Origin of the sequence: Erwinia sp. (assembly GCF_031978025.1) — a bacterium.
GTDB lineage: Bacteria > Pseudomonadota > Gammaproteobacteria > Enterobacterales > Enterobacteriaceae > Erwinia.
In genome coordinates this window covers 7,879-22,501 of sequence record NZ_DALZCD010000033.1, presented here as the reverse complement: position 1 = coordinate 22,501, position 14,623 = coordinate 7,879, and the positions used below count along the sequence as shown (strand labels likewise).

Genomic DNA, 14,623 nt, shown 5'->3' with positions numbered 1-14,623 from the left:
CAGACCAGTTGAAACAGCGGGAAGATAAAATAGCTCGTCCTTCCTTCACGCCCTTGATAGTTAAACGTGCGCAGCAGACAGCTTTTGATAATCTGCAGTAGCCTGTTCATATCTGTTTCCCTTTCGATCACAGCAAAAGTAGCCAGCGTGACTGCGCATCCGCCAGCCCTTTCTGGTTCATAACTTCAGATAAGCGCGAATGCCGTCCAGGAACATCTGAGTGGCCAACATAATCAGGATCAGGCCCATCAGGCGCTCCAGCGCGTTGACGCCTTTCTCACCCAATAGCCGTAAAAACAGGCCGGAAAAAAGCAGGATGGCGACCGTGGCGCCCCAGGCAATCAGCAGCGAACCCGCCAGATAACCAATGTGATGGGGATACTGATGCGACAGCAGCATTAGCGTTGCCAGCAGCGACGGGCCAGCCACCAGTGGAATAGCCAGCGGCACCAGAAATGGCTCTTCGCCAGCAGATAAACCGGTGCTGTTGCTCTCGTGTGAAGGGAAAATCATTTTGATAGCGATCAGAAACAGAATGATCCCGCCGGAAATCGATACGGTCTCCGTCCGCAGGTTCAGGAAAGCGAGAATTTTTTCTCCGGCAAAGAGAAACAGCAGCATGATCGCCAGAGCAATCAGCATTTCCCTGATAAGCACCGCCCGACGACGTTTCGGCTCCAGATGCTTTAAAACCGACATAAAAATCGGCAAATTGCCCAGCGGATCCATAATAAGTAGCAATAATATGGTAACCGAAATCATATCTGTCATGGGTTTCTTCTCCTTTCCACTGGGGCTGGTCTTCCGTTATAAGCTGTTCTGCTAAAAAAGCCGCGCTAATCGAATTAATTCACTTGCCACTTTTTCTGCATTTTGTAAGGTGATAGCCATCTTTCTTTCTTATCACTTACTCTAACAGGTCAGGCGTTTTTGTCGCAGACAGTTTGTTTTTCGCCAGCGGGCGGCCAGACAGCATATCCGGCGGTTCGCAGACGGGCAAACCAGCCTGAAACAGGTGCAATATGAAATCAGTAGGCTTAATTGGTTGGCGCGGCATGGTCGGTTCCGTGCTGATGCAGCGGATGACGGAAGAGCGCGACTTTGACGTCATTCGCCCGGTATTTTTTTCCACTTCTCAGCACGGTCAGGCCGCGCCGCAGTTTGGCGGCCAGTCTCCGGGCCTGCTGCAGAACGCGTATGACCTGGACGCACTGAAGGCGCTCGATATTATTATTACCTGCCAGGGTGGCGACTACACCACCGAAATCTATCCAAAGCTGCGCGCGGCAGGCTGGCAGGGCTACTGGATTGACGCGGCCTCCACGCTGCGTATGCAGGATGATGCGCTGATTATCCTCGATCCGGTTAACCACCATGTGATCCGTCAGGGCCTGGATAAAGGCATCAAAACCTTTGCGGGTGGCAACTGCACGGTCAGCCTGATGCTGATGTCGCTGGGCGGCCTGTTTGCGCAAGATCTGGTGGAGTGGGCCTCAGTCGCGACCTATCAGGCCGCTTCCGGTGGCGGCGCGCGACATATGCGCGAGCTGTTGGCGCAGATGGGCATGTTGCATGACGGCGTGGCAAAAGAATTGCAAAACCCGGCCTCCGCCATTTTGGACATCGAACGTAAAGTCACCGAGATGAGCCGCAGCGGCGTGTTGCCAACCGATAACTTCGGCGTACCGCTGGCAGGCAGCCTGATCCCGTGGATTGATAAACAGCTGGAAAACGGCCAGAGCCGCGAAGAGTGGAAAGGCCAGGCGGAAACCAATAAGATCCTGCAACCGGCGCGCACCATTCCGGTTGACGGCCTGTGCGTGCGCGTTGGCGCCCTGCGCTGCCACAGCCAGGCGTTTACGTTGAAGCTGAAAAAGGATGTGCCGCTGAAGGAAATCGAACAGCTGCTGGCCGCCCATAACGAGTGGGCTACCGTCGTGCCGAACGATCGTGAGCTGACCATGCGCGAACTGACCCCGGCAGCGGTAACCGGCACGCTGAAAACGCCAGTTGGCCGTCTGCGCAAGCTGAATATGGGGCCGGAGTATCTCTCTGCCTTTACCGTCGGCGACCAGCTGCTGTGGGGCGCTGCCGAGCCGCTGCGCCGTATGCTGCGACTGCTGGTGGACTAACCGTACCTCGCCCTGCCGGATCGGCAGGGCGCTTTCCTTAAACGGCCTTCCTTTCACTTAAGCCGCCAGAACGAGCGCGATTTTTCTGCCTGTTTTTAATTTCTCTATCCTTCCCAATTGTAACGATAACAACGTGCTGTTTAAATTTTCGCCAGTAGCCATGTCAGCGGCCTGTGTGAAAACGGTTAACCGCCCGACTTCTCTGCATTTGTTTCGACAGGGCAATTTTATCGTGCCGGGCGCTGCGCTTTTCCGTTCCGCTTACTAATCTGTGAAAGTTTGATCTAAAAGAAATATTTTTCTTCTTTCGGTACTGGCTTTATTGGCGCCCTGGCTATGCTTAGCTGTATCGCCCGATTGCAGGATGCCTGGCATTGTCTGCCGCGTCCGATCGCGTTTTGAGTATTTCAACAGAAGTTGTCGCACGCTGCGGCGGTTTTTTACAGGATGTCAGGCCGTACCCGCCAGCGTGCTTTTGGCTCAATGAAGAGCAGTGCATTCATTTTTTTCTAAAAAAGGATCGCCTGCCATACATTACAGGTACAGTCATGTCAGAGCTTACGGATCGCCGCCTAATTAACGATTTAATTTCCGGCCATTATGCTGACCCGTTTTCATTACTCGGTATGCACCAAACCCCAAAGGGGTTGACGGTGCGCGCCCTGCTGCCGGACGCCACCGAGGTTTGGGTCATTGAAACCAATACCGGCCGGAAATGCGCCCAGCTGGAATGTATTGATTCACGCGGTTTTTTCGAAGGCGTGATCCCGCGTCGTAAAAATATGTTCCGCTATCAGCTGGCCGTCACCTGGCATGGTCAGCAAAACCTGGTGGATGATGCGTATCGCTTTGGACCGCTGCTGAAAGAGCTGGACAGCTGGCTGTTGGCAGAAGGGACCCACTTACGTCCCTATGAGTCGATGGGCGCGCATTCAGACGTGATTGACGGCGTGATCGGTACGCGCTTTTCCGTCTGGGCACCCAACGCCCGTCGCGTCTCCGTAGTCGGTGATTTCAACTTCTGGGATGGCCGTCGTCACCCTATGCGGCTGCGTCAGGAAAGCGGCGTCTGGGAGCTTTTTGTGCCCGGCGCGGTACAGGGTCAGCTTTATAAATATGAAATTATTGATAAACACGGACAGCTGCGGCTGAAATCCGACCCTTACGCTTTTGAAGCGCAGATGCGGCCAGACAGCGCCTCTATGATTTGCGGCATTCCGCCGAAAACAACGCTGTCGGAAGCGCGCCAGCGGGCCAACGATTTTGATGCACCTATCTCTATTTATGAGGTACATCTGGGGTCGTGGCGTCGCCATACGGATAACAACTACTGGCTGAGCTACAAAGAGCTGGCCGAGCAGTTGGTGCCCTATGCCAAAGAGATGGGCTTTACTCACCTTGAGCTGATGCCCATTAACGAACACCCGTTTGACGGCAGCTGGGGCTATCAGCCTACCGGTATGTACGCGCCAACGCGCCGTTTCGGTACGCGCGACGAGTTCCGTAATTTTATTGCTGTCGCCCATCAGGCCGGCCTGAACGTGCTGCTGGACTGGGTACCGGGACATTTCCCTTCCGATGACTTTGGCCTCGCTAAATTTGACGGCACCGAGCTGTATGAGCACGGCGATCCGCGCGAAGGCTTTCATCAGGACTGGAACACGCTGATTTATAACTTTGGTCGTCGTGAGGTCAGCAACTACCTGACGGGCAACGCGCTCTACTGGATTGAACGCTTTGGTATCGACGGTCTGCGTGTGGATGCTGTGGCTTCCATGATCTACCGCGACTACAGCCGTGCGGAAGGGGAATGGGTACCTAACCACTTTGGCGGCCGGGAAAATCTGGAGGCCATCGCTTTCCTGCGCTACACCAACCGCACGCTGGGCAATGCCGCGCCCGGCACCGTGACCGTGGCGGAAGAGTCGACCGACTTCCCGGGCGTTACGCGTCCGTCGGAAACCGGCGGCCTGGGCTTCTGGTACAAATGGAACCTGGGCTGGATGCATGACACCCTGGATTACATGCAGGTAGATCCGCTTTACCGTAAGCATCACCACAACAATCTGACTTTCGGCATGTTTTACAACTCCACCGAGAATTTCGTGCTGCCGCTTTCGCACGATGAAGTGGTGCACGGTAAGCGTTCTATCCTGGATCGCATGCCTGGTGATGTCTGGCAAAAGTTCGCTAACCTGCGCGCCTACTATGGCTGGATGTACGGCTTCCCCGGCAAAAAATTGCTGTTCATGGGCAATGAGTTCGCGCAGGGGAAAGAGTGGAACCACGATATTAGTCTGGACTGGCATCTGCTGGAAGGCGAAGACAACTGGCACAACGGCGTCCAGCGTCTGGTGCGCGATCTGAACCATACTTATCGCGAGCATCCTGCGCTTTACCAGCTGGATTTCGACCAGATGGGCTTTGAATGGCTGGTCGTGGACGATTTTGATAATTCGGTCTTTGTCTTTGTCCGTCGCGATCGTGAAGGCAATGAGCTGATCGTTGCCAGTAACTTTACGCCAGTGCCGCGCCATGATTACCGTTTCGGCGTGACCCAGTCGGGCAGCTGGCAGGAAGTGCTGAACACGGATTCCACGCGTTATCACGGCAGCAACGTCGGTAATCCGGGAGCGATCGGCACCGAAGCGATTCCGAGCCACAATCGTGAACACTCAATCAGCATGACTTTGCCACCGCTTTCCACGGTCTGGCTGGTCAGGGAGGCGCCATGAGTCAACTGCAGCCCGGTAAATCCACGCCGACAGGCGCAAACTACGACGGCAAGGGCGTAAACTTTACGCTGTTTTCACAACATGCTGAACGGGTGGAGCTTTGCCTGTTCGACGAGCAAGGCGTTGAAACGCGGATGGATCTGCCCGCCCGTACCGGTGATATCTGGCACGGCTATTTGCCCGCCGTCAAACCGGGCCAGCTCTATGGCTATCGCGTTCATGGGCCATGGCAGCCCGAAGCCGGCCATCGCTTCAATCCGCACAAGCTGCTGATCGATCCCTGCGCGCGTGAAGTGATCGGAGAAGTCCCTGACGATCCTCGTTTTCAGTGCGGCCCACAAGTCCTGGATACGAAAGATAGCGCGGCAGTCGCGCCGCGCAGCGTGGTGGTAGCAGATGATTTTGACTGGGAAAACGATCAATCACCTCGCGTTCCCTGGGGTTCCACCGTTATTTACGAGGCCCACGTACGCGGGCTGACTAAACGCCATCCCGGCATCCCGAAAGAAATCCAGGGCACTTATGCCGCGCTGGGCCATCCGGTGATGATCAGCTATTTCAAGCGGCTGGGCATTACCACCCTGGAACTGCTACCGGTCGCGTTTTTCGCCCATGAGCCTCGTCTGCTGCGGCTTGGGCTGACCAACTATTGGGGCTATAACCCGCTGGCCCCCTATGCGCTGGATGCCCGCTACGCTTCCGGGGTGAATGGCGTTCACCCACGTGACGAATTCCAGCAGGCGGTGAAAGCGCTGCACGCAGCGGGTATTGAAGTGGTGTTGGATGTGGTCTTTAACCACACGGCCGAGCTGGATGAGACCGGGCCAATGCTGTCGAAACGCGGCGTGGATAACCGAAGCTTTTACTGGCTGGACGAGCAAGGCAACTACGAAAACTGGACCGGCTGTGGCAACACGCTCAACATCAGCCATCCTAACGTGCTGGAGTGGACGCTGGAGTGCCTGCGGTACTGGGTCGAGGTTTGCCACGTCGATGGCTTCCGCTTTGACCTGGCAACGGTGCTGGGTCGCACGCCCGAATACCATCCACACGCCTCTATTTTCGAAGCGATACAGGAAGATCCGCTGCTCTCCCAGTGCAAATTGATTGCGGAACCCTGGGATATCGGCCCGGACGGCTATCAGGTGGGCAACTTTCCGCCGCCGTTTGCTGAATGGAATGACCAATATCGCGACACCATGCGGCGTTTCTGGCTGCACGGTGACGTTAATAATGCAGCATTCGCCGCACGTTTTGCCGGCTCCAGCGATATCTTTAATCATGAAGGGCGACTGCCTTCGGCCTCGATCAACCTGATCACCGCGCACGACGGCTTTACCCTGACCGACCTGGTCTGCTTCAACGAAAAACATAATGAGGCCAACGGCGAAGATAATCGCGATGGCCATAACGGCAATCACAGTTACAACCACGGCGTTGAGGGACTGAATGCGCCGCTACTGGTGGCCGAGCATCGTCGGCGCAGCGTACACGGTTTATTGACCACGCTGCTGCTCTCGCAGGGCACACCAATGCTGCTGGCCGGCGACGAGCACGGTCATACTCAGCATGGCAATAACAACGCTTACTGTCAGGATAACGAGCTGACCTGGCTCGACTGGGAAAACAACAACAGCGGACTGTTCACTTTTACTGCTGCTTTGATCCACCTGCGCAAACGTATTCCTGCACTTCAGGCCGATCGCTGGTGGCAGATTGACGACGGCAACGTGGAATGGCTGGGGCCGGATGGCAAGCCGATGTCCGCCAATGACTGGCACCACGGCGAACGCAGGATGCAGATCCGGCTGTCGCAGCATTGGCTGATTGTGATGAACGCTTCCGAAGAAGTGTGCGACATCACGCTGCCGCCAGGGCGCTGGCATGCCATTCCGCCCTTCGCCGGGGATGACAACCCCATTCTGTTAACTGTCTGGCATGGAGCCGCACACGGCGTGTGTGTGTTCCAGGAACAACCATAACAGGAGTCAGGCATGGCCACTTTAGATAAGAACGACTCTCTGATGTTGGCAAGACAATTGCCGTCGCAAACTGTAGCCCTGATCCTGGCGGGGGGACGTGGCACGCGCCTGAAAGACCTTACCGCCAATCGCGCCAAGCCTGCCGTCCATTTCGGCGGTAAGTTCCGCATTATCGATTTTGCTTTGTCAAACTGCCTGAACTCCGGGATCCGACGGATCGCCGTGATCACGCAATATCAGTCGCATACGCTGGTGCAGCACATTCAGCGAGGCTGGTCGCTTTTCAATGAGGAGATGAACGAGTTCGTCGATTTGCTGCCTGCTCAGCAGCGTCAGACTACCGAACACTGGTATCGCGGGACGGCGGATGCCGTGACGCAAAACCTGGATATTATTCGGCGTTATCAGGCGAAATATATCGTGATTCTGGCGGGCGACCATATCTATAAAATGGACTACTCGCGCATGCTGCTCGATCACGTAGAGAACGGCGCAAAATGTACCATTGCCTGCCTGCCAGTACCGATTGAAGAAGCCAGCGCTTTCGGCGTGATGGCGGTCAACGATCAGAACAAAGTAGTCGATTTCCTGGAAAAACCGGCCAACCCGCCATCGATGCCGGGTAACGACACGCTGGCGCTGGCGAGCATGGGCATCTATACCTTTAACGCTGACTATCTTTATCAGCTGTTAGAAGACGATCTGAAGATCCCGGAATCGAATCATGACTTCGGCAAGGATATTCTGCCGAAAATTGTGGCGACCGGTGAAGCCCTGGCGCATTCGTTCAGCATTTCCTGTGTGCAAAGTGATGAAAACGCGCCGCCATACTGGCGCGATGTCGGCACGTTGGACGCGTACTGGAAAGCGAATCTGGATTTGGCCTCCGTGACGCCAGAACTGGATATGTACGATCGTGACTGGCCTATCCGTACCCATATGGAGCCGTTACCCCCGGCAAAATTTGTGCAGGACCGGTCAGGGAGTCATGGCATGACCATGAATTCCCTGGTCTCGGGCGGCTGTATTATTTCTGGCTCGGTAGTGGTTAATTCCGTTTTGTTTTCACGCGTAAGAATCAATTCTTTCTGCAATATCGAATCCTCTGTGCTGTCGCCGGATGTGGTGGTGGGGCGCTCTTGTCGCCTGCGCCGCTGTGTCATAGATCGTGCGTGCGTGCTGCCTGAAGGAACGGTAATCGGTGAGAATCCGGATGATGACGCGCGCCGTTTTTACCGCTCGGAAGAAGGCATTGTGTTGGTGACGCGTTCCATGCTGGCGAAGCTTGGCTGGCGCAGTTAACCGCATAAAGTAAAAAAATAAAGCACAGGTATTTGATGCGGAGGAACGCGTCAGAACAAAGTAAAGGAGCCGATAATGCAGGTTTTACATGTCTGTTCAGAAATTTTCCCGCTGCTAAAAACGGGCGGGCTTGCTGATGTTGTGGGGGCATTACCGGCGGCGCAGATTGCGGAAGGGATTGATACCCGCGTATTGATCCCGGCGTTTCCGGACTTGAAAAAAGGGATTCCGGATACGGAAGTGGTGGCCCGGCTGCATACTTTCGCCGGCTATGTCGAGCTGCTCTATGGACGCTATGACGGCGTAGGGATTTATCTGATCGACGCGCCGGGATTGTACGATCGTCCCGGCAGTCCTTATCACGATGAATCGCAGTTTGCCTATACGGATAACTATTTACGCTTTGCGCTGCTGGGCTGGATGGGGTGCGAAATCGCCTGTGGGCTGGACACGTTCTGGCGACCAGAGGTGGTTCATGCGCATGACTGGCACGCCGGTTTGACCTGCGCCTATCTGGCCGCCAGAGGCCGTCCGGCGAAATCCGTTTTCACCGTGCACAACCTGGCCTATCAGGGATTGTTCTATGCGCATCATCTGGAAGAGATCCAGCTGCCGTGGTCTTTCCTCAATATGCATGGCCTGGAATTTTACGGGCAGATCTCTTATCTCAAAGCCGGGCTGTTCTATGCCGATCACATTACGGCAGTCAGCCCGACCTACGCGCGTGAAATTACCCAGCCGGAGTTTGGTTACGGTATGGAAGATCTGCTGAAGCAGCGGCAGATGGAAGGGCGGCTGACCGGTATCCTGAACGGCGTTGACCCGCTGATCTGGGATCCCGAGCAGGATCTTCTGCTGACCACGCGCTACAACCGTGACGTGCTGGACGCCAAGCAGGAAAATAAACGCCAGCTGCAAATTGCGATGGGGCTGAAGATTGACGAAAAAGCGCCGGTATTTGCCGTGGTTAGTCGCCTGACGAAGCAGAAAGGACTGGATTTGGTGCTGGAAGCGCTGCCGGGGCTGCTGGAGCAGGGTGGGCAGCTGGTGCTGCTGGGCGCAGGCGATGCGGTGCTGCAGCAGGGCTTCCTGGCGGCGGCGGCAGAATATCCGGGCCAGGTTGGCGTGCAGATTGGCTATCACGAAGCCTTTTCGCACCGCATCATGGGCGGCGCCGACGTGATTATGGTACCGAGCCGCTTCGAGCCTTGCGGGCTGACACAGCTTTATGGTCTGAAGTACGGCACGCTGCCGCTGGTGCGGCGTACCGGTGGTCTGGCCGATACGGTCAACGACAGCTCGCTGGAGAACCTGGCCGACGGCATTGCCAGCGGTTTCGTCTTTGAAGACAGCAATGCCTGGTCGTTGCTGCGCGCAATCCGCCGCGCTTTTGTGCTCTGGTCGCGCCCTTCGCTGTGGCGCTACGTACAGCGCCAGGCGATGGCCATGGATTTTAGCTGGCAGGTAGCCGCTGTGGCTTACCGCGATCTCTATCAACGTCTGCTGTAAAGAACCCAGGAAAATTGATATGAACGCACCTTTCATCTATACCGCCCCAACGCTCAGCGTCGAGGCACTGAAGCACTCCATCGCCTATAAACTGATGTTCACTATCGGCAAGGATCCTTCCGTTGCCAATAAACATGAATGGCTGAACGCCACGCTGCTGGCGGTACGGGATCGGATGGTGGAACGCTGGCTGCGCTTCAACCGGGCGCAGCTGTCGCAGGATGTGCGTCAGGTCTATTATCTGTCGATGGAGTTCCTGGTCGGCCGCACGCTGTCTAACGCGCTGCTGGCAATGGACATTTATGAAGATGCCCACGCCGCGCTGGAAGAAATGGGATTCGATCTGGAAGATCTCATTGGCGAAGAGAGCGATCCGGGGTTAGGCAATGGCGGTCTGGGTCGCCTGGCCGCCTGTTTCCTGGATTCGCTTGCCACGCTGGGTCTGCCAGGCCGCGGTTACGGCATCCGCTATGACTACGGCATGTTCAAGCAGAATATCGTTGACGGTCGTCAGGCGGAATCGCCGGATTACTGGCTGGAATACGGTAATCCGTGGGAATTTCAACGCTTCAACACCCGCTATAAAGTCCGCTTCGGTGGACGTATCCAGGTTGAGGGCAGTCGTTCGCGCTGGGTGGAAACGGAAGAAGTACTGGCAACGGCTTACGACCAGATCATTCCTGGCTTTGATACCGATGCGACCAACACTTTGCGGTTGTGGGGAGCGCAGGCCAGTAACGAAATCAACCTGGGGAAATTTAATCAGGGCGATTACTTTGCGGCGGTGGAAGATAAAAACCATTCGGAAAACGTCTCACGCGTGCTTTACCCGGATGATTCGACCTACTCCGGACGCGAGCTGCGTTTACGTCAGGAGTACTTCCTGGTGTCGGCCACGGTGCAGGATATTCTCAACCGACACTGGGTGATGCACCAGACTTTTGACAATCTGGCGGATAAAATTGCTATCCACCTGAACGATACTCACCCGGTGCTGGCTATTCCTGAGCTGATGCGGCTGCTGATCGACGAACATAAGTTTAACTGGGATGACGCGTTTGAAGTGACCTGCCAGGTGTTTTCCTACACCAACCACACGCTGATGCAGGAAGCTCTGGAAACCTGGCCTGTGGACATGATCGGCAGGATCCTGCCGCGCCATCTGCAAATTATTTTCGATATTAACGATTACTTCCTGAAAACTATTCAGGACTACTATCCAGAGGATTGGGATCTGCTGTCGCGCATCTCGATCATCGATGAAAACAACGGGCGTCAGGTCCGCATGGCTTGGCTGGCGGTAGTGGTCAGCCATAAGGTTAACGGCGTGTCTGAACTACACTCCAACCTGATGGTACAGTCGCTGTTCGCCGACTTTGCCGCGTTGTTCCCGGGCCGCTTCTGCAATAAAACCAACGGCGTGACGCCGCGTCGCTGGGTGGCATTGGCGAACCCTTCACTTTCAACCGTGTTGGACGATGCCATTGGGCGCAACTGGCGTACCGATTTAAGCCAGCTCGATGAGTTAAAGCAACATATTGATTATCCTGGCTTCCTGAAGAAAATCAGTGATTCCAAGCTGACCAACAAAAAGCGGCTGGCGGCGCATATCGCTCAGAAAATGGATATTGTTATCGATCCTCACGCGCTGTTCGACGTGCAGATCAAGCGTATTCACGAGTACAAGCGTCAGCTGCTGAACGTGCTGCACGTGATCACCCGTTATAATCGGATCAAAGCCGATCCCGATGCGGATTGGGTGCCGCGTGTGAATATCTTTGCCGGTAAGGCCGCTTCGGCTTATTACATGGCAAAACATATTATTCATTTGATCAATGATGTCGCGCAGGTGATCAATAACGATCCGCAGGTGAAAAATAAGCTGAAGGTCGTCTTTATCCCTAACTACAGCGTCAGTCTGGCACAGGTGATTATTCCGGCCGCCGACCTTTCCGAGCAGATTTCTCTGGCGGGTACGGAAGCCTCCGGCACCAGTAATATGAAATTTGCTCTGAATGGCGCGCTGACCATTGGTACGCTGGACGGCGCTAACGTCGAGATGCTGGAGCATGTGGGTGAGGAGAACATCTTTATCTTCGGCAACACTACGCCTCAGGTCGAAGAGCTGCGTGCCACCGGCTATAACGCACGTCAGTACTTTGAGAAGGATGCCGAACTGCATCAGGCACTGACGCAGATTGCGACGGGTACCTTCAGTCCACAGGAGCCTGACCGCTATCGTAATATTTACGACTCGCTGGTCAATTTGGGTGACCACTACCAGCTGCTTGCGGACTACCGTAGCTATGTGGACACTCAGGACAAGGTGGACGAACTGTACCGCCATCCGGAAGAGTGGACGCGCAAAACGCTGCTGAACATCGCCAATATGGGCTACTTCTCCTCGGATCGCACCATCCAGGAGTATGCCGATGAAATTTGGGGGATCAAGCCGATCCGCCTGTAGATTTGGCCTCGGTAGTCGCTAAACGCTTTATCTGAAAACCCGCTGCGCTGTATTTCATACCGCGCAGCGGGAATCCCCGAATATATTCCTCTCCGTTTTGTTATGACCTCCTTTTAAGTACCACGCGCGTAAATCCTGACAAAATGACTGATTGCATCAGGCGCTGCGTAACGCTAACAGCCCCTTTGATTTACGAGCGTGCGCTATCTGTGACGCTCGGATGAAAGACTGTGACCATAACGCTCTGCTCTTAAGGCTCAAAAAAGGATGCCTCTGTGATTCAAAATGATAGATCGAATCCTTTTTTCAGCCTGCCAATGAACGTGAGGCAGCGCAGGCCGTCCTCACCCGGGGCGGGAACTTAATACTTCAGGAAAGTTTTCACTGAGGGCTGAAAAACAGACTAAAAATGGCGTAAAACAAAAGTGCGCTCTGCAGATCTTTCAGGAACAAGAAAGGTTAATCAGAGGCGACTAAGGGAGGGCCGTCATATGGAATGAAACTTTATAAGAGCGAAACGTTAATACACCCGAGAACGCCCTGTGCTGAAAAGTGGAGAAGCGCTCAAGCATGGGTTAAAAGTGAAAGTTAAATTCTGAAAAAATTACTGACAGGATGATGGCGTAGGCTGATGGGGACTGATTGCGGCATAGAAATTAAATGCGACTACATAAAGCCTGTTTTTATCATCACCATAATGCTTATCGTGCCGTCGTTTATTATCACTCTCCCCCGCAGGATACTGCTGGAGGGCTTTGATGAGAGTGAATAAAACGGCCGCTCTGACAAAAAAGGCGGAAATCGATTCCGCCTTTTTTCTCTCTTACTGCTTTAGCCGCTGGCTTTTAAGAAGCCAGCGATAAAACCGGCTTTTTCGCATGCTGTGCCAGCCATTCGCCGACGCGCGCGCGTTGCTGTTCGTTCAGGAACATACCGGTCTTGGTACGACGCCACAGCGCGTCATCCTGCTCGCGCACCCACTCTTTTTCGACCAGATAACGCAGTTCCGCTTCGTAGAAGTGGTGACCAAAGCACTCGCCCAGATCTTCGACACTTTTCGCCGGTTTCAGGAACAGCTCGGTATTGCTGCCGTAAGTTCGGGCATAGTGACGAGCCATCGCTTCCGTGATAAACGGATAGCGGCGACGCAGGCTGGCCGCATAGTCTTCACGCGTACCGGCAATATCACCACCGGGCAGGACGCAATTGCGCGTCCACGCCGGGCCCGCTTTTGGATAGTACTTCGACAGTTTTTCCATCGCGTGCTCGGCCAGCTTGCGGTAGGTCGTCAGCTTGCCACCGAAGACCGACAGCAGCGGCGCTTTGCCGTTGTCGTCGCGCACGTCCAGCGTATAGTCGCGAGTAATCGCCTGCGGTGAATCAGATTCGTCGTCGCACAGCGGACGGACACCTGAATAAGACCAGACGATATCTTCTTTGCTTAACGTCTTTTTAAAGTGGTTATTAAAGACGTTCAGCAGATATTCGGTCTCTTTCTCGTCGATATGCACATTTTTAGGATCGCCTTTGTATTCCACATCGGTGGTACCGATGATAGAGAACTCGTCCATCCACGGAATAACAAAAACAATACGGTTGTCTTCGTTCTGCAGGATATAAGCCTGCTTTTGCGTATGCACGCGCGGCACCACAATGTGGCTGCCTTTGATCAGGCGGATACCGTAAGGGGATTTTAGCTGCAGGCCATCGTCAAACAGCTGTTTCACCCAAGGGCCAGCAGCGTTGACCAGACCTTTAGCCTGCCACGTATGGGTTTTACCGGTATCAATGTCTTCCGCTTCCACGATCCACAGATCGTTCTCACGTCGGGCGCGAGTCACGCGGGTACGGGTAAGGACTTCGCCGCCGCGCTTTTCCACTTCCTGCGCGTTAAGGACGACCAGACGCGCATCGTCTACCCAGCAATCGGAATATTCGAAACCGCGCGTAATTTCCGGCTTCAATACCGAGTCTGATTCAAAACGCAACCCTTTACTGCCCGGCAGACTGGTGCGTTTTCCCAGATGGTCATACATAAACAGACCAACGCGGATCATCCACGCCGGACGCAGATGCGGACGATGCGGCAGGCGAAAGCGCATCGGGAAAGCGATATGAGGCGCCATTTTCAACAGCACTTCACGCTCGGCCAGTGCTTCACTGACCAGACGGAATTCATAATGCTCAAGGTAGCGCAGGCCACCATGGATCAGTTTAGAACTGGCGGAAGAGGTTGCGCAGGCCAAATCTTGCGCTTCCAGCATCAGCACAGACAGGCCGCGTCCTGCAGCATCTGCTGCAATGCCAGCGCCGTTGATACCGCCGCCGATTACGATCAAGTCTTTGGTTTCCACGTCATCTCCTCCGGTGTTCGGAATAGTTCTTAAATGTTCGTTTTCGAGCATTATAATAATCGCAAAGCGACATTGATGCCAGCGTTAACCGAATAAAAACATTTATGCGTGATGCAGGTAACAGAATTGTTCATCAAAAAGC

At 54.6% G+C, this 14,623-nt stretch carries 8 protein-coding genes; 6 read left to right on the top strand and 2 right to left on the bottom strand.

The window, feature by feature from the left end; all coding sequences use genetic code 11:
* Positions 1-177 precede the first annotated feature (177 nt).
* Positions 178-771 (bottom strand): YhgN family NAAT transporter, encoded by a 594-nt coding sequence (locus tag RTK32_RS04365; protein ID WP_312042281.1) that lies wholly within the window; start codon positions 769-771, stop codon positions 178-180.
* A 251-nt stretch (positions 772-1,022) separates the two neighbouring features.
* Between RTK32_RS04365 and asd the strand changes: the two genes are divergently transcribed.
* The 6 genes from asd (at position 1,023) to glgP (ending at position 12,127) form a co-directional block, all read left to right on the top strand.
* Entirely contained in the window at positions 1,023-2,132 is a 1,110-nt protein-coding gene (gene asd / locus RTK32_RS04360; protein ID WP_312042280.1) for an aspartate-semialdehyde dehydrogenase, read from the top strand.
* A gap of 548 nt (positions 2,133-2,680) precedes the next feature.
* Positions 2,681-4,867, top strand: a complete 2,187-nt coding sequence (gene glgB / locus RTK32_RS04355) for a 1,4-alpha-glucan branching enzyme (protein WP_312042279.1) — start codon at positions 2,681-2,683, stop codon at positions 4,865-4,867.
* Complete coding sequence (gene glgX / locus RTK32_RS04350) at positions 4,864-6,849, top strand: glycogen debranching protein GlgX (RefSeq protein ID WP_312042278.1); 1,986 nt, start codon at positions 4,864-4,866, stop codon at positions 6,847-6,849. Before glgB ends, glgX begins: the two co-directional genes overlap by 4 nt.
* 12 nt (positions 6,850-6,861) lie before the next feature.
* On the top strand, positions 6,862-8,151 hold the full coding sequence (glgC, locus tag RTK32_RS04345; RefSeq protein WP_312042277.1) for a glucose-1-phosphate adenylyltransferase: 1,290 nt from the start codon (positions 6,862-6,864) through the stop codon (positions 8,149-8,151).
* Between the two features lie 75 nt (positions 8,152-8,226).
* On the top strand, positions 8,227-9,660 hold the full coding sequence (gene glgA / locus RTK32_RS04340; RefSeq protein ID WP_312042276.1) for a glycogen synthase GlgA: 1,434 nt from the start codon (positions 8,227-8,229) through the stop codon (positions 9,658-9,660).
* Between the two features lie 19 nt (positions 9,661-9,679).
* Positions 9,680-12,127, top strand: a complete 2,448-nt coding sequence (gene glgP, locus RTK32_RS04335; RefSeq protein WP_312042275.1) for a glycogen phosphorylase — start codon at positions 9,680-9,682, stop codon at positions 12,125-12,127.
* Positions 12,128-12,972: 845 nt separating this feature from the next.
* Here glgP and glpD read toward each other — a convergent pair.
* Positions 12,973-14,481, bottom strand: coding sequence for a glycerol-3-phosphate dehydrogenase (gene glpD, locus RTK32_RS04330; RefSeq protein ID WP_312042274.1), 1,509 nt, complete (start codon positions 14,479-14,481; stop codon positions 12,973-12,975).
* Positions 14,482-14,623: the final 142 nt, after the last annotated feature.

Excerpts from the sequence above, each read along its gene's own strand:
- glgB (WP_312042279.1), top strand. The coding sequence starts at position 2,681 with ATGTCAGAGCTTACGGATCGCCGCCTAATTAACGATTTAATTTCCGGC.
- RTK32_RS04365 (WP_312042281.1), bottom strand. The coding sequence starts at position 771 with ATGACAGATATGATTTCGGTTACCATATTATTGCTACTTATTATGGAT.
- asd (WP_312042280.1), top strand. The coding sequence starts at position 1,023 with ATGAAATCAGTAGGCTTAATTGGTTGGCGCGGCATGGTCGGTTCCGTG.
- glgA (WP_312042276.1), top strand. The coding sequence starts at position 8,227 with ATGCAGGTTTTACATGTCTGTTCAGAAATTTTCCCGCTGCTAAAAACG.
- glgX (WP_312042278.1), top strand. The coding sequence starts at position 4,864 with ATGAGTCAACTGCAGCCCGGTAAATCCACGCCGACAGGCGCAAACTAC.
- glgP (WP_312042275.1), top strand. The coding sequence starts at position 9,680 with ATGAACGCACCTTTCATCTATACCGCCCCAACGCTCAGCGTCGAGGCA.
- glgC (WP_312042277.1), top strand. The coding sequence starts at position 6,862 with ATGGCCACTTTAGATAAGAACGACTCTCTGATGTTGGCAAGACAATTG.